This is a genomic window from Gottfriedia sp. NPDC057991 (assembly GCF_042886615.1).
GTDB lineage: Bacteria > Bacillota > Bacilli > Bacillales > Bacillaceae_G > Gottfriedia.
Window position 1 is genome coordinate 641,252 of record NZ_JBHVQN010000002.1, and the last position, 23,790, is coordinate 665,041.

General features: G+C 33.3%; 22 protein-coding genes and 1 other annotated feature. Of the genes, 21 read left to right on the plus strand and 1 reads right to left on the minus strand.

Going from position 1 to position 23,790, the window contains the following annotated elements; all coding sequences use genetic code 11:
- The first annotated feature begins 22 nt into the window (after positions 1–22).
- From ACFVR2_RS10570 to ftsZ, 9 genes are all read left to right on the plus strand, one after another.
- Positions 23–1,489, plus strand: coding sequence for a UDP-N-acetylmuramoyl-L-alanyl-D-glutamate--2,6-diaminopimelate ligase (locus ACFVR2_RS10570; RefSeq protein WP_387361437.1), 1,467 nt, complete (start codon positions 23–25; stop codon positions 1,487–1,489).
- A gap of 105 nt (positions 1,490–1,594) precedes the next feature.
- Positions 1,595–2,569, plus strand: a complete 975-nt coding sequence (gene mraY / locus ACFVR2_RS10575) for a phospho-N-acetylmuramoyl-pentapeptide-transferase (protein WP_387361439.1) — start codon at positions 1,595–1,597, stop codon at positions 2,567–2,569.
- A complete protein-coding gene (gene murD, locus ACFVR2_RS10580) occupies positions 2,570–3,922 on the plus strand; it encodes a UDP-N-acetylmuramoyl-L-alanine--D-glutamate ligase (RefSeq protein WP_387361441.1) in 1,353 nt (450 codons plus the stop codon). It begins immediately after the preceding gene.
- Between the two features lie 61 nt (positions 3,923–3,983).
- Positions 3,984–5,057 (plus strand): stage V sporulation protein E, encoded by a 1,074-nt coding sequence (gene spoVE / locus ACFVR2_RS10585; protein ID WP_387361762.1) that lies wholly within the window; start codon positions 3,984–3,986, stop codon positions 5,055–5,057.
- Between the two features lie 237 nt (positions 5,058–5,294).
- A complete protein-coding gene (gene murG, locus ACFVR2_RS10590; protein WP_387361443.1) occupies positions 5,295–6,386 on the plus strand; it encodes an undecaprenyldiphospho-muramoylpentapeptide beta-N-acetylglucosaminyltransferase in 1,092 nt (363 codons plus the stop codon).
- Between the two features lie 75 nt (positions 6,387–6,461).
- Entirely contained in the window at positions 6,462–7,370 is a 909-nt protein-coding gene (murB, locus tag ACFVR2_RS10595; protein WP_387361445.1) for a UDP-N-acetylmuramate dehydrogenase, read from the plus strand.
- Positions 7,371–7,964: 594 nt separating this feature from the next.
- Entirely contained in the window at positions 7,965–8,720 is a 756-nt protein-coding gene (locus ACFVR2_RS10600; RefSeq protein ID WP_387361447.1) for a cell division protein FtsQ/DivIB, read from the plus strand.
- Between the two features lie 221 nt (positions 8,721–8,941).
- Complete coding sequence (gene ftsA / locus ACFVR2_RS10605) at positions 8,942–10,228, plus strand: cell division protein FtsA (protein WP_387361449.1); 1,287 nt, start codon at positions 8,942–8,944, stop codon at positions 10,226–10,228.
- 35 nt (positions 10,229–10,263) lie between these two features.
- On the plus strand, positions 10,264–11,406 hold the full coding sequence (ftsZ, locus tag ACFVR2_RS10610; RefSeq protein ID WP_335409404.1) for a cell division protein FtsZ: 1,143 nt from the start codon (positions 10,264–10,266) through the stop codon (positions 11,404–11,406).
- Between the two features lie 48 nt (positions 11,407–11,454).
- On the opposite strand, the gene ACFVR2_RS10615 is transcribed toward ftsZ, so the two are convergent.
- Positions 11,455–12,123 carry a class I SAM-dependent methyltransferase gene (locus tag ACFVR2_RS10615; protein ID WP_387361451.1) on the minus strand — a complete coding sequence of 223 codons (669 nt, stop codon included), beginning with the start codon at positions 12,121–12,123 and terminating at the stop codon, positions 11,455–11,457.
- A gap of 201 nt (positions 12,124–12,324) precedes the next feature.
- On the opposite strand from ACFVR2_RS10615, the gene spoIIGA reads away from it, so the two are divergent.
- The 12 genes from spoIIGA (at position 12,325) to ACFVR2_RS10675 (ending at position 23,732) form a co-directional block, all read left to right on the plus strand.
- On the plus strand, positions 12,325–13,230 hold the full coding sequence (spoIIGA, locus tag ACFVR2_RS10620) for a sigma-E processing peptidase SpoIIGA (RefSeq protein ID WP_387361764.1): 906 nt from the start codon (positions 12,325–12,327) through the stop codon (positions 13,228–13,230).
- 10 nt (positions 13,231–13,240) lie between these two features.
- A complete protein-coding gene (gene sigE / locus ACFVR2_RS10625; RefSeq protein WP_056471072.1) occupies positions 13,241–13,960 on the plus strand; it encodes an RNA polymerase sporulation sigma factor SigE in 720 nt (239 codons plus the stop codon).
- A gap of 269 nt (positions 13,961–14,229) precedes the next feature.
- Positions 14,230–15,009, plus strand: coding sequence for an RNA polymerase sporulation sigma factor SigG (gene sigG / locus ACFVR2_RS10630; RefSeq protein ID WP_387361453.1), 780 nt, complete (start codon positions 14,230–14,232; stop codon positions 15,007–15,009).
- 715 nt (positions 15,010–15,724) lie between these two features.
- Positions 15,725–16,006, plus strand: coding sequence for a YlmC/YmxH family sporulation protein (locus ACFVR2_RS10635; RefSeq protein ID WP_069035603.1), 282 nt, complete (start codon positions 15,725–15,727; stop codon positions 16,004–16,006).
- 249 nt (positions 16,007–16,255) lie between these two features.
- Positions 16,256–17,080 carry a peptidoglycan editing factor PgeF gene (gene pgeF, locus ACFVR2_RS10640; RefSeq protein ID WP_387361455.1) on the plus strand — a complete coding sequence of 275 codons (825 nt, stop codon included), beginning with the start codon at positions 16,256–16,258 and terminating at the stop codon, positions 17,078–17,080.
- Between the two features lie 4 nt (positions 17,081–17,084).
- Entirely contained in the window at positions 17,085–17,759 is a 675-nt protein-coding gene (locus ACFVR2_RS10645; protein ID WP_387361457.1) for a YggS family pyridoxal phosphate-dependent enzyme, read from the plus strand.
- 5 nt (positions 17,760–17,764) lie between these two features.
- The gene (locus tag ACFVR2_RS10650; RefSeq protein WP_387361459.1) at positions 17,765–18,283 is read left to right on the plus strand and encodes a cell division protein SepF; all 519 of its coding nucleotides are present in this window, start codon (positions 17,765–17,767) and stop codon (positions 18,281–18,283) included.
- A gap of 4 nt (positions 18,284–18,287) precedes the next feature.
- A complete protein-coding gene (locus tag ACFVR2_RS10655; RefSeq protein ID WP_387361461.1) occupies positions 18,288–18,548 on the plus strand; it encodes a YggT family protein in 261 nt (86 codons plus the stop codon).
- 67 nt (positions 18,549–18,615) lie between these two features.
- The gene (locus ACFVR2_RS10660) at positions 18,616–19,389 is read left to right on the plus strand and encodes a YlmH family RNA-binding protein (protein ID WP_387361463.1); all 774 of its coding nucleotides are present in this window, start codon (positions 18,616–18,618) and stop codon (positions 19,387–19,389) included.
- An 85-nt stretch (positions 19,390–19,474) separates the two neighbouring features.
- On the plus strand, positions 19,475–19,963 hold the full coding sequence (locus ACFVR2_RS10665; protein WP_387361465.1) for a DivIVA domain-containing protein: 489 nt from the start codon (positions 19,475–19,477) through the stop codon (positions 19,961–19,963).
- 55 nt (positions 19,964–20,018) lie between these two features.
- Positions 20,019–20,242: a binding site (T-box leader), on the plus strand.
- A gap of 205 nt (positions 20,243–20,447) precedes the next feature.
- Positions 20,448–23,204, plus strand: coding sequence for an isoleucine--tRNA ligase (gene ileS, locus ACFVR2_RS10670; RefSeq protein WP_387361467.1), 2,757 nt, complete (start codon positions 20,448–20,450; stop codon positions 23,202–23,204).
- Positions 23,205–23,366: 162 nt separating this feature from the next.
- Positions 23,367–23,732, plus strand: coding sequence for a hypothetical protein (locus ACFVR2_RS10675; RefSeq protein ID WP_387361469.1), 366 nt, complete (start codon positions 23,367–23,369; stop codon positions 23,730–23,732).
- The last annotated feature ends 58 nt before the right edge of the window (positions 23,733–23,790 follow it).

Below are 23,790 nucleotides of genomic sequence, written 5' to 3' on the forward strand. Positions count from 1 at the left end.
AGTGAATACGAAAGGAATTACTATGAAACTTCATACTTTACTATCAAGATTAAAGCCTTTAGTGAATTTTCCATCTGAAAATCCGGAAATCACTGGAGTTGAAATGGATTCGAGAAATGTAAAACCAGGCTATTTATTCATCTGTATTGAAGGATATACAGTTGATGGCCACAAGTACGTAAATCAAGCGATTGAAAAAGGCGCAGTAGCGATACTTGCACAAAAACCAATTGAATCGAATGTTCCAGTAGCTTATGTGAAAGACACAAATCGTTCGATGGCTGTTATTGGTAATGCCTTTTATGAAAACCCAACTCATAAACTAAATCTAGTTGGTATTACTGGTACAAATGGTAAGACCACAACTTCATATATTATTGAAGAGATTGTTAAACACAATAAGAAAAAAACAGGTGTCATTGGCACAATTGGAATGAAAATTGGAGAAGAGATTTTTGAAACAAAAAATACAACTCCTGATAGTTTAACTTTACAATCAATGTTTGCAAAAATGGTTGATGCAAATGTGGATACTGCAGTAATGGAAGTTTCTTCACATGCATTACATTTAGGGCGAGTTCATGGCTGTGAATATGATATTGCTGTTTTTACAAATCTATCACAAGATCACTTAGATTATCATGGAACGATGGAAGAATATAAAAAAGCTAAAGGTTTATTATTCTCTCAATTAGGTAATAGCTTCTCAACTCAAAAACCTAAATTTGCAATCCTAAATAATGATGATCCTGCTTCTGATGAATATATGAAGTTTACGCAAGCTAATCTAATATCTTATGGTTTAAGTAAAGAAGCTGACTTGTTTGCTGATGAGATTGAATTAACGAATGCTGGTACTAGATTCACATTACATTTTTTAAATAAACAATATGTTGTAGAAATGAATCTAATTGGAACATTTAACGTATATAATGTGTTAGCTGCAATTGGTGCAGGAATCGCATTAAATATCGAAATGGAGACAATTCTAGACGCAGTTGCAACAATTGAAGGAGTACCAGGACGTTTCCAAGCTGTTAATGCTGGTCAAGATTTTACAGTTATTGTAGACTATGCCCATACACCAGATAGTTTAGAAAATGTATTAAATACTGTTAAGCAATTTGCAAAAAATGATATACTTACTGTTGTTGGTTGTGGTGGAGATCGTGATCGAACAAAACGACCACTGATGGGTAAGATTGCAGCGGATCTTTCAACAAAAGCGATCTTTACATCTGATAACCCAAGAACAGAAGACCCAACTTTAATTTTAGAAGACATGAAACGCGGATTAGAGCATAATAATATTACGGTAATAGAAGATCGTAAAAAAGCTATAACATTTGCGATTCAAAATGCAAAAAAACATGATATTATTGTTATTGCAGGTAAAGGTCATGAGACATATCAGATTGTAGGAACGAATGTTTCACATTTTGATGATGTTGAAGAAGCTAAAGAAGTAATTTTGCAAAGAAGAGGATAGTATCCTCTTCTTTGTAATGTGAAAAATTGATTTCATAATTCTTATTAAAAGAATTAAACTATTAAGTAAACAACAAAGAAGAGAACTTAGAAAGGAGGGCGTATAATGCTAGAACCGTCAATTTTAGTTGCTATGATTTCAGCATTTATCATTGCAGTCATTTTATCGCCTATTTTTATACCGTACTTAAGAAAACTTAAATTTGGACAGAGTATTCGAGACGAAGGTCCACAATCTCATAAAAAGAAATCAGGAACCCCAACAATGGGTGGGATTATCATATTAATTGCTTTAAGTTTATCTGCACTTTTAATTTCTATGTATTTTGATGTTTTATCAACACGTACATATGTATTATTATTTGTCACAATTTGTTTTGGAGTAATTGGATTTTTAGATGACTATATTAAGGTTGTTAAAAAAAGAAACCTAGGACTAACATCTAAACAAAAATTCATTTGCCAAGTTATTGTATCAATCATTGTCTTTTTTGCAATCCGTGCTATGGGAATCTCTACATCTATTTCTATACCAGGAACAAATTATTCATTTGATTTAGGCTTCATCTATGTATTATTAATTATCTTTATGCTAGTTGGTACTTCAAACGCTGTTAACTTAACAGATGGATTAGATGGACTTGTATCAGGTACAGCAGCAATCGCATTTGGTGCATATGCAGTTCTTGCTTATAACCAACACCAGCTTGATGTTGCAATATTTTCAATCGCAGTAGTAGGAGCTGTATTAGGTTTCTTAGTATTTAATGCACACCCTGCAAAAGTCTTTATGGGAGATACGGGCTCATTAGCATTAGGTGGGGCGTTGGCTGCAGTTGCAATCGTTACACACTTAGAAATTTTACTTGTTATTATAGGTGGTATATTTGTAATTGAAACACTATCAGTAATGATTCAAGTTGCATCATTTAAAGCAACAGGTAAAAGGGTATTTAAAATGAGTCCTTTGCACCATCATTATGAATTATCTGGATGGTCAGAATGGCGTGTAGTTGTAACATTTTGGTTTGTAGGATTACTTTTTGCATTATTAGGAATCTATATTGAGGTGTGGATGTAATTGAATAACGTATCGAACTTTCAAAATAAAAATGTATTAGTTTTAGGAATGGCAAAGAGCGGTTACGCAGCAAGTAAATTATTAAAAAAATTAGGTGCTACTGTAACTGTTAATGATCGAACTCCTTTTGAACAAAACGAAATTGCACAAAAGCTAAAAAGTGAAGGTTTTAACGTAGTTTGTGGTGAGCATCCACAATCATTATTAGATGATCAACCATTTTGTATCGTTAAAAATCCAGGAATTCCATATACGAATCCAATTTTATTAGAAGCTGAAACGCGTAATATTCCAATCTATACGGAAATAGAGCTTGCATATTTAATAAGCGAAGCACCATTTATCGGAATTACTGGTTCAAATGGGAAAACGACAACTACGACTTTAGCATTAAATATGTTACAAGAAGGCAATAAAAAACCACTTGTTGCAGGAAATATTGGTACTGTCGCATGTGAAGTTGCTGAAAATGCAAATGAAGATAATATTATTGTAACTGAACTTTCTTCATTTCAATTGATGGGAATCGAAAGTTTCCGTCCGAAAATTTCATTAATCACAAATATTTTTGAAGCTCATTTAGACTATCATGGTACAAAAGATGAGTATATTAGGGCAAAAGCCAATATATTTAAAAATCAAACAGAAAATGATTTTGCTGTCGTTAATTTTGATGATGAGAATGTAATGGCAATGGCTAGTCAAATTAGAGCGAAAATTATTCCATTCTCTACAACTAAAATTGTGCAAGATGGTGCATATGTTCAAAACGGCTTTGTTTATTTTAAAGAGAAAAAAGTAATTGAAGTTGAAAAAATTGTCTTACCAGGTAAACATAACTTAGAAAATATATTAGCAGCAGTAGCGATTTCTAAACTTCTTGATGTTGAAAACGATGCGATTGAAAAGGTATTAACAACTTTCACTGGTGTAGAGCACCGACTTCAGTTTGTTACTGAAATAAATAAGAGAAAGTTTTATAACGATTCAAAAGCTACTAATATTTTAGCAACACAAAAAGCAATTTCTTCTTTTCAAAAACCAGTCATTTTAATAGCTGGTGGATTAGATCGAGGAAATGGATTTGACGATTTAATTCCTTATTTTAAAAATGTAAAAAAAATGGTCACTTATGGTCAAACAGCAGAAAAATTAATTGAATCAGCAGAAAAAGCAGGAATGAAAGCAGTAAAATCGGTAGATAATGTTGAAGATGCTGTAAATGAAGCATTCGCTCATTCAGAAGTTGGAGATATTATTTTATTGTCACCTGCTTGTGCAAGCTGGGATCAATTTAAGACTTTTGAAGAACGTGGTAATAAATTTATACAAGCAGTGCATAAGTTAATGTAAGGCTTGTTTAATTCAAAAGTTGAGGTGTATTTAAGTGCCAACAAAGAAAAATAGTCCTGACATGATTCTTGTTCTCGTTACGCTATCATTATTAACAGTAGGTATGATTATGGTTTACAGTGCTAGTGCAATATGGGCATCTTATAAGTTTCATGATTCGTTCTTTTTTGCTAAACGGCAATTATTATTTGCTGGGGTTGGAGTAGTTGGAATGTTTGTAGTTTCAAATATTGACTACTGGTTTTTCAGAACACATGCAAAAAAAATATTAATCGCTTGTTTTATCTTGTTGGTACTTGTACTTGTACCAGGAGTTGGTCTAGTACGAGGTGGTGCACGAAGTTGGATTGGAATCGGTGCATTCTCGATCCAGCCCTCTGAGTTTATGAAACTTGGAATGATGGTATTTTTATCAAAATACTTAGCAGATAATCAGAAAAATATTACGTCTTTTAAAAAGGGACTTGTACCAACATTAGGTCTTGTATTTTTGGCATTTGGTTTAATTATGCTTCAACCTGATTTAGGAACAGGTACAGTAATGGTAGGTACTTGTGTAATCATCATATTCGTAGCTGGGGCAAGAATATCTCATTTTATGGGGTTGGGTATTGTTGGGGTTGCAGGATTTGTTGGCCTAATAGCTTCTGCTCCATACCGAATTAAAAGGATTACATCATTTCTAGATCCATGGTCTGATCCATTAGGAACTGGATTCCAAATTATTCAATCACTCTATGCAATTGGTCCAGGTGGATTATTTGGTTTAGGATTGGGACAAAGTAGACAAAAGTTTATGTATTTGCCTGAACCACAAACTGATTTCATTTTTGCTATTCTTTCAGAAGAACTAGGATTTATTGGCGGAACTTTTGTCATTTTATTATTCTCTTTATTACTTTGGAGAGGGATCCGAATTGCCTTAAGTGCTCCTGATTTATTCGGTACTTTTTTAGCAGTAGGAATTGTCTCAATGATAGCAATACAGGTAATGATTAATATAGGCGTTGTAATTGGCTTAATGCCTGTTACAGGGATTACATTACCATTTTTAAGCTATGGTGGTTCATCTTTAACATTAATGCTATTAGCCGTAGGTGTATTATTAAATATTAGTAGACATGCGCGTACATAAAAAGACCGACTCAAATTGAAACAAGTACACGATGTACTTGGATTTTTCAAAAATGAGTCGGTCTTTTTTATATATTAAGAGAAGAAAACGCGACGTGGGCTTACCTAAAAACTCGCCACTTGGTGAGTTTTCTTTATTTTTATAGAAAAAACAATTAGAATGATAGTGATAAAATTGGTATAATAACTACTTAAACTGCTTAAAGTTATTTATGTATTGTAATTTAGGAGGATCTTTATGAAAATTTTAGTTAGTGGTGGGGGTACTGGTGGTCATATTTATCCAGCACTTGCGCTAATTAAAGAGTTAAAAAAACAAGATTCCAATGTAGAATGTTTATATGTTGGTACAGAAAATGGATTAGAAAAAGGGATTGTATCTAAAGCAAACATACCTTTTAAATCTATTGTTATTACAGGGTTCAAGAGAAGCATATCATTAGAGAATTTTAAAACAGTCTATCGATTCTTAAAGGGTGTATCAGATAGTAAGAAAATAATTCGTGAATTTAAGCCAGATGTAGTTGTTGGAACTGGTGGATATGTTTGTGGTCCTGTTGTTTACGCAGCAGCAAAATTAGGGATTCCGACAGTTATACACGAACAAAATAGTATACCTGGACTAACAAATAAGTTCTTAAATCGTTATGTAACAAAAGTTGCAATTTGTTTTGAAGAAGTCGCTGAATATTTTAATAAAGAGAAAGTAGTGTTTACTGGAAACCCGAGGGCTTCTGAAGTACTTGGAGAATCAAATCCAGCCGTATTAGAATCATTAGGATTAAAATCAGGTAAACGCACAGTACTAATTGTTGGTGGTTCGAGGGGAGCAAGACCGATTCATCAAGCCTTTTTAAAAAGTGTCAATCAATTAGGTGAAAAAGATTACCAAATGATTTATGTAACAGGCGAAGTACATTACGATTCTGTCATTGAGGAAATAAATAAAGTCGGTAACCCAGAAAATGTAGTGGTTAAGCCATTTTTACATAATATGCCTGAAGTATTAAGAGAAGTGGATTTAGTTGTATCAAGAGCCGGGGCAACTACATTAGCAGAATTAACTGCATTAGGTAAACCTAGTATTTTAATACCAAGCCCATATGTAACGAATAATCATCAAGAAGTTAATGCTAGATCACTTGAGAAAAATGGTGCGGCAATTGTTATATTGGAAAAAAACTTCAATAGTGAATATTTAGTAACTGAAATTGAAAAAGTATTACTAAATCCTATTAAACTTGAAGAGATGAAAAATGCATCATTAAAAATGGGTGTACCAGATGCTGCAAAAAAACTAGTAAATGTATTAGAGAAAATAAGTAAATGAACTTGCACGAACAAGTTTGAAATAAAATAAAAATGTAATAGAAGATACTATAAGCTAAAGGGGGATATAGATCGAATGTTTGAATCAAAATTAAAGGAAATATTAAATGACTCGAGTCTTCTAATAAATGAGCCTTTAGCAAACCATACGACAATGAAAATTGGAGGACCAGCTGAGTATTTGGTTATTCCTAAAACTGTGAATGAAATTAAAGAGATTATTAACCTTGCAAATGAACATAACGTAAATGTGACGGTAATCGGAAGAGGGTCAAATTTACTTGTATCGGATCAAGGTATTGAAGGTGTCTTAATTAAAATTAGTGATTGCTTAGACCACATTGAAGTAGAAGGTACAAAAGTAGTTGTAGGTGCAGGTTATTCAGTTATTCGATTAGCTACTCAATTAAGTAGAAAAGGATTATCTGGTCTAGAGTTTGCTAGTGGGATTCCTGGTAGTGTTGGTGGGGGTGTATATATGAATGCAGGTGCCCATCAATCAGATTTTTCAAATATTACTTCTAGAGCACACATTCTATTTCCTGATGGAACAATGGAATGGTTATCAAATGAAGAATTAGATTTTTCTTATCGAACTTCAGTTTTACAACATAAACGTAAAGGATTTGTATTAGAAGCAGAACTTCAGCTTCAAGAGGGAACAAAAGAAGCTTCAACTGCATTAATGCAAAAAAACAAAGATTATCGAAGAGAAACACAACCTTGGAATTATCCATGTGCTGGAAGTATTTTCCGTAATCCATTACCACAGTATGCTGGTAATTTAATTGAACGTGCCGATTTAAAAGGATATCAAATTGGTGGTGCGAAGGTTTCTGAAATGCATGGTAACTTTATTGTAAATGCTGGAAATGCCACTTCAAAAGATGTACTAGACTTAATCGCATATATTAAGGAAACTATATTAGAAAAATTTAATGTGCAACTTGAAACAGAAGTTGAAATTGTTGGGAAAAAAATGTAAGTTTCTTCTAAACTAACCATATTATATGCTATAATTTACATAGCATATGATGACCAAGATAGAATGGCATTCATTTGCTATTCTATTTTTTATTATTCTATTATTAAGTCAAGAACACTCGTGATTTAAATTATGAGATGAATCGACTTCGGATGCAATATAGTATTAAAAAAACGTCATATTATTTTACTATACTAGTATCCGACATGAAGTATAAGATAAAATCATATCGGACACTTGAACTAGAACGAATTCAAGTATGGTGCTTGTTGCGTGAATAGAACTTGTTTGGTGGCTGTCGTTCGCCAATACCTCTCGAAAGTCGCAAAGAGAACAACCGTAATACCCCTCAGTTTAAAATCAAGCTGAGTGCGTTTTACCTAGCGTTAGGAAACCTTAACCGTAGGGACTACGGGGATAGCTTAGTAAATAAAAGAAACCTCTGCTAGGAAAGAAATACGCTAGCAAGTATGCTTTGTTCCCAAGAATCTCGTAACTTTAGTCATGAGTAGTTCAATATTCTTAAATTACTTCTTAAGCAAAAGTAAATTAAAAAGATATTTTTAGTTGAACATTGATAATGGAGGCATATTTATGCAGGAAAATAAGATTATTAGTTTAGAAGACCGTGTACCTGTTTTACGTAATAAAAAACGTAAAAAAACAAATTTGCGGTTACTGGTTACAATTCTTGTGTTTTTTTCTTTGCTTTTATGTGTATTATATTTCCAAACATCAATTGGTTCAAAAATTCACTTAGTAATTAATGGAAACCAACTGTACTCTGATAAAGAAATTCAAAAATTAGCCGGTGTAAACATTAATAAAAGCTTTTTGACAATAAGGTCAAAAAGGGTAGTAGATCAGCTTGAAAGTCAAAATACAATTCAATCTGCAATCGTACGTAAAAGATTTCCTAATAAAGTAGAAATCGATGTAAAAGAATTTCAGCCTGTTGGACAAGGTCTATTCAGCGGGAAAAAGTATCTATTGTTAGAAAGCGGAGTCCTTATTAAAGAGAAAAAATCACTAGGAAATACTACAGCACCTGATTTAATTGGTTGGAAACAAGGAGACGAGTTGCAGGAAATGGCTGCAGAATTGAAAAAAATGCCACAAAGTATATTTCATTCAATTTCTGAAATAGATTATACTCCAAGTAAGGATGATCCTTTGTTAATAACGGTTTATACGAATGAAGGGTATGAAGTAAGGACAACGATTCGAAAATTCTCGAATAAAATGTCAAATTACCCATTAATTTTAAAGTCAATACCTAAAGATCAAAAAGGGGTTATCCATTTAGAAGTTGGTGCGTATTTTTCTCCTTATAGTACGGATACTAAATAGCCGATATACATTAGTAAACAGTACTTTCAAGTCTTTTTTAACTTTACATGTTAGTGTAGACTAGTAGTTAAATGGAAATAATGAAAAAAATTAAAAAGATTATGAAAAATCAAACTTAAAAAAGAGGAAAAACCCCGTAAATGTTGAATAGTTTTCATATATGATATTTAAGAATGAATTGATGCTCGATTATAATAGATAGAGAAAAAGGAGGTGCCATCATGAACAGCAATGAGATCTATGTGAGTCTTGACGTTGGAACTTCAACAATTAAAGTAATCATAGGAGAACTAGTTAACGACACACTTAACATTATCGGTGTTGGTAATGTTAAATCTTCGGGCTTAAAACGTGGGTCAATAGTTGATATAGATGAAACAGTCAAATCAATCAAAAAAGCAATTGATCAAGCAGAAAGAATGGTTGGCATTCATATTGACAAAGTAATTGTAGGGGTTAGTGCGAATCAAGTGCAATTGATTAGTACGAACGGCGTAGTAGCAGTTTCTAAAGAAAATAAAGAAATTGACAATGAAGATGTTTTAAGGGTAATGGATCAGGCTCAAGTAATTTCTATACCACCGGAAAGAGAAATTATCGATGTTGTTCCACATGAATACATTGTTGATGGCCTTTCTGAGGTAAAAGACCCAAGAGGAATGATTGGTGTACGGTTGGAAATGGAAGGTACATTAATCACTGGTTCAAGAACTCTAGTACATAATATACTTCGTTGTGTTGAAAGAGCGGGGTTAGAAGTAACGGATATTTGTCTACAACCTATGGCTGCAAGTACGATAGGACTAAAGCAGGATGAAAAAAACTTAGGTGTAGCACTTGTTGACATCGGTGGAGGCTCAACTACAATTTCTCTTTTTAGAGAGGGTGTACTAATGGCAACTTCAGTCCTACCAGTTGGAGGGGACCATATTACAAAAGACATATCAATTGGACTGAAAACTTCAACAGAAGATGCAGAAAAAATTAAAGTGAAATTTGGACATGCTTTTTATGATACTGCATTACCTGAAGAAGTATTAAGTGTTCCAATAATGGGTAGTGAACAACATCAACAATACAGTCAGCAAGAAATTTCCGATATTATTGAAGCTAGATTAGAAGAAATCTTAATTTTGGTTCAAAATGAGCTTGTAAGAATGAGAGGCAGCAATTTACCAGGTGGATTTGTTCTAACTGGTGGTACAGCAACAATGACTGGTGTAATCGATTTAGCTCAAAAGGTATTTAAAAATAATGTAAGGGTTGCAACACCAGATTATATTGGTGTAAGAGAACCTCAATACATTACTGGCGTAGGTCTAATCAAGTATGCTTTTTATAAATCAAAAATGCGTGGAAAAAAACTTAGCTCTAATATTGCATTCGAGTCAAATGAACGAAAACCTGTGGCTGTTTCAAATTCAAATACAAAACCAAAACCAAAACAGCAGGATGAAGAGCGCGTCATGAGTAAAGTTAAAAGCATTTTTAAATATTTATGGGATTAAATTTGTGATGAATTTGAATAGTAGGGGGATCAATCATGTTAGATTTTGATACAAATGTAGATGCATTAGCGAAGATAAAAGTAATTGGTGTAGGTGGCGGAGGAAATAATGCCGTTAACCGAATGATTGAACATGGAGTACAAGGTGTAGATTTTATTGCTGTGAATACTGATGCACAAGCTCTTAATCTATCAAAAGCAGAAGTGAAAATGCAAATCGGTGGCAAACTGACTCGTGGTTTAGGGGCAGGAGCTAATCCAGAGGTAGGTAAAAAAGCAGCAGAAGAAAGTAGAGAACAATTACAAGAAGCTCTTAAAGGAGCAGACATGGTATTCGTAACTGCTGGAATGGGTGGCGGTACAGGAACAGGTGCAGCTCCAGTAATTGCACAAGTAGCAAAAGAATTAGGTGCATTAACTGTAGGTGTAGTTACTCGTCCATTTACATTTGAAGGTAGAAAGCGTTCAACTCAAGCAGCAACAGGAATCGCTGCAATGAAGGAAAGCGTTGATACTTTAATTGTTATTCCTAATGACCGATTATTAGAAATCGTTGATCGTAATACTCCAATGCTAGAAGCATTCCGCGAAGCAGATAATGTACTTCGTCAAGGGGTTCAAGGTATTTCTGACTTAATCGCTGTTCCGGGATTAATTAACCTTGACTTTGCAGATGTTAAGACAATTATGTCTAGTAAAGGTTCTGCATTAATGGGTATTGGTGTTGCTGGTGGAGAAAACCGTGCGGCTGAAGCAGCTAAAAAAGCTATTTCTAGTCCATTATTAGAAACCTCAATTAATGGTGCGCAAGGTGTACTTATGAATATCACTGGTGGAACTAACTTAAGCTTATATGAAGTTCAAGAAGCTGCAGATATCGTATCGACTGCATGTGATGCAGAAGTAAATATGATTTTCGGTTCTGTAATCAATGAAAACTTAAAGGATGAAATTATTGTAACGGTTATTGCGACTGGATTTGAAGGTGTTATTACAGCACCACCTACTCCAAAACCAATGGCAAGACAAACAATTTCAACACCTACTCAAACTCCACAACCAACTATTAAACGTGAACCAATTCGCGAAGAAGTTCCGGTTGTAGAAACGACTAAAAATGTAACTAGTCTTGATGACTTAGATATTCCAGCGTTCTTACGTAATCGTAAAAGACGCTAATAAATGTAAAAAAACCAAGATAAGATGAATCTCTTATCTTGGTTTTTTTCATTCTTTCGAATAGTGATTTTGTAAATTAGTTAGATCACTAAAGACACTCTTGAACTTTTCGTTACAGCCTTTAGGGAAAAATACACCTAACCCATGTGAGTGTGTAAATTCAAAAGATGGGAATTGTTGTTTAATGTCTTCCCAAAATTTATAAACTCCAAAATCTTGTATTCTTACTTCAGTGTCATGGATTAAAACAATTCCTTCTTTAGATACTTTTGGTAGCCAAGTAGTGTAATCATGTAGCACAGCTTCAAAAGTATGAAACCCGTCAATATGAAGTATGTCGACCGTATGATCTTCGAAATTCTGAATAGCTTCATCAAAAGAATTGCGTAACATTTTAGCTTCTTTTTGGTAATGTTTTTGAACAATTTCATGTACCGTATCAAAAACTTCATTACTATACAATCCACTATGCAGATCACCTTGCCAAGTATCAACTGCAAAACATTCACATGACAGATTATGATCTTTCACACTTTGACAAAAACAAAAAAAAGAAAAGCCAAAGTGAGTACCTAATTCTACAATTTTTTTTGGTTTCATGAATTGAACTAAATCATAAGCAAATTTAGCATGACCTTTCCAGGCAGAGTGTTGTCTTATTGTTGGTTTAGTTCCGTCAAACTCAAAAATGGGTGAATGAAATATCCAGTTATCCAAATCCTCACTCCTTATGGGGTAGATTTAATAGAAATAAAGGGTAAGTTTTCTTTAAAATATTGACCTGTCCAATCCATATTTCGAAAATGTATTGTCGAAAAACTCTTCAATAAAGATACCTTTTTTTGACAGACTTCTTACCGTGCTCATCCTATACTTACATATAAATGAATATTCTATAGAGGATGGCGAACAAAATTGGTGATATATGGCGATCTTGTTTGGTTATTAAACTTGTTAATGGACTTCTTGATTATTCAGTTGACAGGCTTAATTCTAAAAAGAAATGTCTCTATTTTGCGGTCATTGTTAGGGGCATTATTAGGTTCAATCGTTGTTTTAATGACGTTTACTCCTTATGCATATGTTGTTGGCTCACCCTTTATGAAAATATTATTATCGTTTTTCATCGTATTTTTTGCATTTGGACGTCAGCGGATCATCACTTTTTTACAGCTATTAAGTATCTTCTATTTTTCAACATTCGTTTTAGGTGGCGCATTATTAGGCTTACATTATTTATTTGCTACTAATGAATCAAATTTAACGAAATCATCCTTTTATGGGGACCCTGTTAGCTGGTATTTTGTAATTGGAATGCTACCAATCGTTATATTTTACGCTAGGAAATCAATCAATCAGATCTCGTTTACAAAATGGAAATTGAATGAAATGTACGAAATGGAAATTGTGTGGCGGAACACCTCGATTAAAATTAGAGGGTTAATGGATAGTGGTAACTCACTTCATGAGCCTCTTTCTAGGAAACCAGTCATTATTTTAGATTGTTCCACTAGTGACTATGGATTACCAATAGAACTAGTAAAGTTAGTCAGAGACTCTGAAAATACATTACATAATACTGAAGCACTCGATGTCTTAAGTTTTTTTCAAGGAACGTATATACCTTATAAAAGTATTGGTCAAAGTAATCAATTCCTCGTCGCAATAAAACCTACTGTTGTTAAATTGAAAATTAATGGGAAATGGTATTCATCGAGTTCGGTTTTAGTTGGATTGAGTCATGTTACTTTGTCTTCAGACAATTTATATGAATGTATCCTTCATCCAAAAATGATGCAAGGAACAATTAATGAAATTGCATAGGAGGTAGAAAATGAATCGATTTTTCTTAAAACTAAAGTTAGGTTTGTATAAGCTATTAGTAAAGCTTGGTTTGAAAGCCGATGAAGTATACTACATTGGGGGAAGTGAAGCATTACCGCCTCCTTTGACAAGGGAAGAAGAAGAAAAGCTTTTACAGAAACTACCGAATGGAGATTTAGGTGCTAGATCACTACTAATTGAAAGAAATCTACGATTAGTAGTTTATATCGCTAGAAAGTTTGAAAATACAGGAATTAATATTGAAGATCTGATTAGCATTGGTACAATCGGATTGATAAAAGCCGTTAATACCTTTAATCCGGAAAAGAAAATTAAATTAGCTACTTATGCTTCAAGATGTATCGAAAATGAAATTCTGATGCATTTACGTAGAAATAATAAAAACCGTTCTGAAGTATCATTCGATGAACCGCTAAATATTGATTGGGACGGTAATGAATTATTACTTTCAGATGTATTAGGTACAGAAGACGATATCATAACGAAGGACTTAGAAGCTAATGTCGATAAATCATTACTAACAAAGGCATTAGATCAACTGAATGATCGTGAAAAACAAATAATGGAGCTACGATTTGGACTAGATGGAACTGAAGAAAAAACTCAAAAAGATGTAGCTGATATGCTTGGAATATCGCAATCATATATATCCCGATTAGAAAAACGTATTATAAAAAGACTTCGAAAAGAATTTAATAAAATGGTTTAAAATTAAGAACCGATTAGATTTGAGATTTTTCAAATACTAATCGGTTTTTTCTATGTATGAAGGATATCTAAATAATTTTTAAAAATATTTTCATAAGTCCTACCTGTTAATTTTTATTAATTCAACAAAGAAAATCCTTGCTTTTTGCGAATTTACTAGGTTTTTTTATCCTGAATTTATTATTTTTGTATATTTTATTTCGTGCATAAATTTTCCACCGAAGGAGATACTTACCTATAGTACAGCAACTCCAAGTAGGAGGGAACATCATGACACGAAACAAAGTAGAAATATGCGGAGTAGATACATCAAAGCTTCCAGTTTTAAAGAATGATGAGATGCGTAAGTTATTTCATGCAATGCAAAGCGGTGAGCGAAGCGCAAGAGAAACAATCGTAAATGGTAATTTGCGACTTGTCCTAAGTGTTATTCAGCGTTTCAATAATCGCGGAGAATTTGTGGATGACTTATTTCAAGTAGGCTGCATAGGCCTTATGAAGTCTATTGATAATTTTGATTTAAGCCAAAATGTAAAATTTTCGACGTATGCTGTACCTATGATTATTGGTGAAATAAGAAGATATTTAAGGGATAATAACCCAATAAGAGTGTCTAGATCATTAAGAGACATTGCTTATAAAGCATTACAAGTTAGAGAGCGATTATTAGCAGAGAATTCAAAAGAACCAACTCCTGTTCAAATCGCAGAAGTACTAGGCGTAACACATGAAGAAATCGTCTTTGCATTAGATGCAATTCAAGACCCAGTTTCGTTATTTGAACCGATATATAATGATGGCGGAGATCCAATTTTTGTAATGGATCAGCTAAGTGATGATAAAAATAAGGACGAGCAATGGGTTGAAGAACTAGCACTACGTGAAGGAATGAAACGACTAAACGATCGAGAAAAAATGATCATAAGCAAACGATTTTTCCAAGGAAAAACACAAATGGAAGTCGCCGAAGAAATCGGAATCTCCCAAGCACAAGTTTCAAGACTAGAAAAATCAGCAATAAAACAAATGAACAAAAATATACAGGGATAAAGAAAAGCGGAGGCGACTGTCCAGCTCCGACAAGCATAAGACGATTTCCGGTAAAGGTTTGCTTTTTAACCTTTACCGGAAATTGGCTTATGACCTCGAGGAGTTAGGAGCCGCAGCTAGACATCATACTATTTCTTTCCCTGAATAAAGAGTAATTACTCAAAAGAAAGGAAAGTTGCTTTTTACTTTCATCGGGCTTTGACTTATGACCTCAAGGAGCTAGGAGCCTTAGCTAGACATCATACTATTTCTTTTCCTGAATAAAGAGTAATTACCCAAAAGAAAGGAAAGTTGCTTTTTACTTTCATCGGGCTTTGACTTATGACCTCAAGGAGCTAGGAGCCTTAGCTAGACATCATACTATTTCTTTTCCTGAATAAAGAGTAATTACCCAAAAGAAAAGTAGGTTCTAACCATTACCGGAAATTGACTTATGACCTAGAGTAGCAACAAAAGGAGTCAGATTTCAATCAAGCTTTAATTCCTGTATAATGAATTGCTTATTATAATGAATGAAATTTATAAACAAACAAAAATTTAAAACCAAATAATCCAATAACTATAAATAGTTAAACTGGAAGAATGAAAATACGATATTAATGTGTTAGACAATGGTTGAACATCGAACAACATTGTCTAACACATTTTTATTTGAATTTTATCATGATGTTTGGCCCTTACTTCATATATTTTATAAAAAGGATGGTGAAGTTAAATGGCCAGAATTTCAGATTTTCAAGTTAAAGATGTTGTAAATGTTGCTGATGGAAAGAAATTAGGAAATATTGTTGATTTAGATATTGATCAATCAAACGGAAAAATAACTTCGATTATATTAACAAAGCCAGGGAAAGGTTTAAATTTTTTTAGTAAAGAAGAGGAAATGACAATTTATTGGAATGATATTGTTAAAATAGGTGAAGATGTTATTTTGGTAAAATATCGTTCATCTGTAGATTTGGATGAAAACCAAGCAAGTCCAGTAAAATACACATAATGAAAACTCGTCGACTGACGAGTTTTTTAGGCGAAGGCAATGGAATAGTTGCACTTATACTTTATTCTTAAAAGTGGCTACCACGTCGAGTACGTTTCCTCGCTACTAATTTATACTTTCGAAAGTGAAAAAAATAATAGTGTTTTGTCAAAAATAATCAAAAATGTGAAATCTATGGTAAAATATAGGAAACCATCAACTGGTTTACATATATATTTACTAAATTAGTTTCTGTGAGGTCTTATAAATATGAAAGAGAGTTTCATTCAATCGACTGAAAGTACTTTTATGATTCAACCTTGGGAAGACTCATACAAACATTTAGTTGCAGGATTTACAACAAAAAATGATGGAGTTAGCCAAGGTTGTTTCACTTCTTTTAATCTTGGATTACATGTAAATGACTCGAAGGATACTGTAGTAGAAAATAGAGAACTCCTTGCGAGTAAACTAGAGTTTTCAAAGACAAAATGGGTTTGTTCAGAACAAGTTCATGGGAATAATGTCGTGAAAGTAACGAAAAAAGATTGTGGCAAAGGTGTTATTGATTACGAAAGTAGCATCGAGACAACAGATGGTTTTTATACGAATGAGGAAGATGTATTATTAACTTCTTGTTATGCAGATTGTGTTCCATTGTATTTCCTTGAACCAACAAGTAAATTTATTGGTTTAGCTCATGCAGGTTGGAAAGGTACTGTTCAAAACATTGGAGGACGTCTAATCGAAAAATGGATTACAGAAGAAAACTTACAACTAAAAAATATCCAAGTTGCGATTGGGCCATCAATTGCTGATTGTTGTTATGAAGTGGATGATTTTGTGATGAATAAATTAAATGATGCTTTTGAACACAAGATACCTAATAATATTTTAACCACTTTACATAACGGGAAATTCAAATTGAATTTAAAAGAAGCAAACAAACAATTACTCATTAAATCGGGTATTAGTGAAGAAAATATAATAATGACAAATTATTGTACAAGTTGTAACCCGGACATATTTTTTTCTCACCGTAAAGATGGTGGAAAAACAGGAAGAATGATGAGTTTTATTGGTTGGAGGAATTAGCATCATGACAGTCAAACAAAATTATGAACGTATTAGTGAACAAATTAATGCAGCCAAAGTAAGAGCAAATCGAAATGATGAAGTCACTTTAATAGCTGTTACTAAACAAGTATCTACTGAAGTGGCTAAAGAAGTTTTAGCTGAAGGTATACATCAATTAGGCGAAAACCGTTTTGAAGGTCTAAAGGAAAAACAAGATCACATCCAAAATGATGTTGTTTGGCATTTTATTGGTTCACTTCAAACTAGAAAAGTAAAAGACGTCATACATAGAATAGATTACTTACACTCATTAGATCGACTATCTTTAGCAGAAGAGATCCAAAAAAGAGCAGCTGAACCATTAAAATGTTTCCTACAAGTGAATGTATCTGGAGAAGACTCAAAGCACGGCATATATCCAAATGATGTAATCGAATTTGCTAGACAGCTTTCAGAATTTGATAAAGTACAAGTTGTTGGATTAATGACGATGGCACCATTTACAGAGGATGTAACGATTATTCGAAATAGTTTTAAAGGATTAAAGGAATTACAAGAGAAAGTAAGAAATCTACATCTTGCAAATATTCCATGTTCTGAATTATCAATGGGGATGTCTAATGATTTTGAGATCGCAATAGAAGAAGGTGCTACATTCATAAGAATTGGTACTGATTTAGTAGGAAAGGGTAGGTAGAGAAGATGAGTATTATTGGGAAAGTAAGAAACTTTTTTGCAATGGAAGATGAGTATGAAGATGATTATGAATACGAAGAACAACAACAACAACAGCAGCAACAGCAGCAACAGCAACAACATAAACAATATCAACAACAGCATCATCAACAACAAATGTCTAAACATGGTAATGAAGAAATTAACCATGAGCGAAATGCATCAAAGCAAAAATTAGTAAGTATTCCAGGAGGAGCTTCTTTGTCGTCAAAAGTTGTATTAGCGCAGCCGCGTGAATATGCAGAAGCACAGGATGTTGCAGACCATTTAAAATCAAAAAAAGCAGTTGTGATTAATCTACAACAAATGCAAATCGATCAAGCTAAACGCTTTGTTGATTTCTTAAGTGGTACAGTTTATGCAATAAGTGGAGATATAAAAAAAATTGGTACAAATACGTTTATTTGTACACCTGATAATATTGATATTTCTGGTACGATTACAGATATGTTATTTGAGGAAGACAATTCTATTAAAAGGTGGTAATTAAATGGGTATACTTTTTTTTATTTTATACAATTTAATCCGGTACTATAGATACGTCATCGTAATTCATATCATTTTATCTTGGTTCCCTCAAATAAGACAATCAGGCTTCGGTCGCTTAATTGGTAGGATATCAGAACCATATTTAGAGCCGTTCCGCCGAATTGTTCCGTCAATCGGTATGTTTGATTTTTCACCAATTATTGCATTATTTGCTTTAGAATTTGCTGGAATTGGTATTGCAAGTCTTTCTAATTACTTTTAAAGAGAGAATCTAACAGGTTCTCTTTTTTATTAATATTGATAGTTTGATGAAAAAGAGGATTACATCAATGAGTATTTATGATCATTTTCGAAAAGAAGAGCATGTTTTCGTAGACAAGGTTATCAGTTGGAAGGAACAAGCAATTGAACGCTATTCTATTAAGTTGACGGATTTTCTTGATTTAAGAGAACAAATGATATTGCAAACAATTATCGGTAATCAAGGGGAGTGTTTCGTCGCTTTCTTTGGTGGACGTAAAGATTGTGAACGAAAGCGTGCAATTATTTATCCTAGTTTTTATACACCAGTTGAAGAGGACTATTCTTTAGTTGCATTTGACTTAGTTTATGCAACTAAATTTCACACTTTATCACATCGGCAAGTATTAGGAACATTAATGTCTTTGGGAATCACAAGAGGGAAATTTGGTGATATTCTACTTAAAAATGATATGATCCAAGTAATTGTTGCTGATGAAATAGCAAGTTTTGTAGAAAATAACTTAACTTCTGTAGGGAAATCGCCGATTAAATTTAGGAGAATTTCATTTAAAGAATTGATTGAATCAGATGATGTTTGGCAAACTAATAATGGGACTGTATCATCACTAAGATTAGATGTCTTATTGAGTGAATTCTATAATATATCGAGACAAAAAGCTCAAAGCTTAATAAAGGCCGAACACGTTAAAGTAAATCAGCGAGTTATTGATTCTACTTCGTTTTTATGTGAAGAAGGAGATTTATTCTCTGTCAAAGGTTTTGGTAGAGGAATGTTAATGTCAATTGATGGCTTATCAAAAAAAGAAAAATGGCGGATAAACTACGGTGTTAAAAAATAGTCAGAAATTGTAGCAGGAAAAACGTAGAAACTGTCGAAAATTTATTATAACCTATTAATAAAAAACATACATGGAGGTGGCTTAATTGCCTTTAACACCACTTGATATTCATAATAAAGAATTTGGTAAAAGTTTTCGTGGCTATGACGAAGACGATGTTAATGAGTTTTTAGATCAAGTCATTAAAGATTATGAATTAGTTATTCGTGAGAAGAAACAATTAGAAGAACAAATTCTTGATATGAAAGAAAGATTAAAGCATTTTTCTACTATAGAAGAAACTTTAAATAAGTCAATTTTAATTGCGCAAGAAGCTGCTGAAGATGTAAAAGGTAGTGCCCAAAAAGAAGCTAAATTGATCATTAAAGAAGCGGAGAAAAATGCTGATCGTATTATCAATGAAGCTTTAATTAAATCTAGAAAAGTTACAATTGAATTTGAAGAGCTTAAGAAGCAATCCAAAGTTTTCCGAACTCGTTTAAGAATGGCAATTGAAACTCAATTAGAAATGTTAGGACATGAAGATTGGGATCATATTTTAGATGATAAAGAAACAGAAGAAATCGCAAACTAGTCGTATATGCCTTGACGATTTGTAAAGTTTTACATATAATTTATTAGATATTAATAGTAAATCGGTGACAGGGAAGAGTACTTCTATAAAACTAGGTAGCGAGTCAAGGATAGTGTAAGCTTGATATAGAAAATAGAAGGAAAATCACCCTAGAGTTCTTTTCTGAAAATTAGTAAGAAAAGACGTTTCATTCACGTTACGAATGCTAAGTGGACAATGAATTCATGAAATTTATTGTCAATTAGGGTGGTACCACGGGAAACCTTTCTCGTCCCTTTTTTGGGATGAGGAAGGTTTTTTGCGTCTTATACGATTTATTATACATAATAGACAACCCCACTAATAAAAGGCTTGTAAGATGGATACAATGCGTTAATGTGGAAATTAAAAAATGTAAAGTAAGCTGTCTTTGAGTAGTTGGACTTGCCTGAAACGGCTAGCTTTAGATCAATCTTTTAAAATGTTTAAAAATGGAGGAAAGCAAATGGAGTACAAAGATACGTTACTTATGCCAAAAACTGAATTTCCTATGAGAGGAAATTTACCGCAACGTGAGCCACAAATTCAAGAAGAGTGGAACAAAAAAGATATTTATGCAACTGTTCAAAAACATAACGAAGGAAAACCGTCATTTATTTTACACGATGGACCACCTTATGCAAATGGTGACCTTCATATGGGACATGCACTTAATAAAGTATTAAAGGATTTCATTGTTCGTTTTTATAATATGAATGGATACCGTTCTCCTTATGTTCCAGGTTGGGATACTCACGGGTTACCGATTGAACAAGCATTAGCAAATAAAAAAGTAAATCGTAAAGAAATGTCAGTAGCAGAATTCCGTAAACTTTGTGAAGAATATGCTTACGAGCAAGTAGAACGTCAAAAAGAACAATTTAAACGTTTAGGAATTTTAGGTGATTGGGACAGACCATATATCACACTTGAAAAAGAATATGAAGCTGAACAAATTAAAGTATTCGGTAAAATGGCTACTAAGGGATTAATCTATAAAGGTCTAAAACCTGTATATTGGTCTCCATCAAGTGAATCTGCACTTGCTGAAGCGGAAATCGAATACCAAGATAAGCGTTCAGCATCAATCTATGTTGCATTTGCAGTTGAAAATGGGAAAAATGTTCTAAACGGTGGAGAAAAATTCATTATTTGGACGACAACTCCATGGACGATCCCAGCTAACTTAGCTGTATGTTTACATCCTGACTTAAGCTATGATGTAGTATCTGTAAATGGTGACAAGTTCGTGGTTGCTAGTGAGTTAAGGGAAGCTGTAGCAAAAGAATTAGGTTGGGAAGATGCAGTAGTTGAAAAGACTTACAATGGAGCAGAACTTGAAGGAATCATTTGTAAGCATCCTTTATATGATCGCGAGTCAGTCGTTATTTTAGGTGATCATGTAACAACTGACGCTGGAACAGGTTGTGTTCATACTGCACCAGGTCATGGTGAAGATGACTTCCGTGTAGGTCAACAATATGGATTAGAAGTACTTTGTCCAGTAGATGAAAAAGGTGTACTAACGAAAGAAGCTCCTGGATTTGAAGGATTATTCTATGATGAAGCTAATAAAGTAATTACAAAAGCATTAGAAGAAAAAGGTGCTTTATTAAAATTACAATTTATTACACACTCTTATCCACATGACTGGAGAACGAAAAAGCCAATTATCTTCCGAGCAACTGCACAATGGTTTGCTTCAATTGAAGCAATTCGTGAGCAATTAATGCAAGCTGTTCAAGATACTAAGTGGTTCCCAGCTTGGGGTGAAACTCGTCTATTTAACATGGTTCGTGACCGTGGAGATTGGTGTATTTCACGTCAACGTGTATGGGGAGTTCCGATCCCAGTATTCTATGCTGAAGACGGAGAAGCCATTATTACTGAAGAAACGATTGAACATGTTTCGAACTTATTTAAAGAGCATGGTTCAAATATTTGGTTTGAAAAAGAAGCGAAAGAATTATTACCAGAAGGATTTACACATCCTGGTTCACCAAATGGTAACTTCACTAAAGAGAAAGATATCATGGATGTATGGTTTGATAGTGGTTCATCACATCAAGCGGTATTAAACACTCGTGAGGAATTATCTTTCCCTGCTGACATTTACTTAGAAGGTTCTGACCAATACCGTGGTTGGTTTAACTCTTCATTAAGTACAAGCGTTGCTGTAACAGGTCAAGCTCCTTATAAAGCTGTAGTAAGCCATGGTTTCGTTTTAGATGGTGAAGGTCGTAAAATGAGTAAATCAATTGGAAACATCGTCCTACCATCAAAAATTATGAATCAGTATGGTTCAGATATCTTACGTCTATGGGTAGCTTCTGTAGATTATCAATCAGATGTACGTATTTCTGACGCTTTAATGAAACAAGTTGCTGAAGTATACCGTAAAATCCGTAATACGTTCCGTTTCTTACTAGGTAACTTAGATGGATTTAATGCAGAACAAGATGCTTTAAAATATGAAGAGCTACGCGAATTAGATCAATACATGTTAGTTAAGTTAAACAATGTAGTTAAAACTGTTCGTGAATCATACGAGAAATATGAATTTGCAAATGTTTACCACACAATTCAAAACTTCTGTACAACAGAATTAAGTTCTTTCTATTTTGATTTATCAAAAGACGTTTTATATATTGAGCCAAAAACGAATAAAGATCGTTTAGCAATTCAAACAGTATTACATGAATCATTACAAGCACTAACTCGTTTAGTTGCTCCAATCTTACCGCATACAGCTGAAGAAGTTTGGTCACATTTGGCAGGAACTACAGTTGATAGCATTTTCTTAACTGAAATGCCAGCTGTTAAAGATTTCGGCGATACGCAAAGCTTAGAAGCGAAGTGGGAAAAATTCATGGATTTACGTGATGACGTATTAAAAGCACTTGAAGTTGCACGTAATGAAAAAGTAATCGGTAAGTCTCTAACTGCATCAGTGAAAATCTATCCAAATGCAGAAGTAACAGAGTTATTAAACTCTATTAATGAAGACTTCAAACAATTATTAATTGTTTCTCAAGTTGAAATTGCAAATAGCAATGAGCAAGCTCCAGAAACAACTCAAAAATTTGATACATTAAGTATCGAAGTAACTCCTGCGACAGGTGAAACTTGTGAACGATGCTGGGTAGTTACTGAGGAAGTTGGAAAAGATGAAGAGCACCCTACACTTTGCTTACGTTGTGCAAGTGTTGTAAAAGGTTTGTAATCATTAAGTGTTTAAGCAATTAAGAGAAGAGTCGAAAGTTTAAGCTTTCGACTCTTTTTAATTTAGATTTGTTTTAATATTTTTCAAAAATTGTAAAAAGGTATGTATTGGTGTATGTTATGTATACAGTCCTAAAAATAAGATATAAGAGGTTAATACATAATGAATTATGAAAATAATCCAAATTGGGATAAATTAACTGATTTAATGAAGAAGCGAGTGGAATTAAGAGAAAAGGGATATAGCTACCAAGAAATTGCTGACCTGGAGCAGAAAAGTCGTTCAAGTATACAGCAAAGTATCAAGCGTTCATATTACTTGTTAGGAATAAAGGAACCAGATATTAAAGGTATTCTCAAAAAAGAAATTGATAAGTCCGTTCATATTGAAGGAATTAGGAATGAGTTGCTTGAGGAAATGAGAAAACAAGGAATTAGGGAATTTGTGAAAGAGTTTATTAAAAGAGATGATGTAAGAGAAATTCTTAAAGAAGAATATAGAAAAGATTTTGAAGGTGAAAAAGGATGATCATTAGTAAAATCTTCCTTTTTTTATTTTTGGATTGTATGTATGTATGTGTTGATGT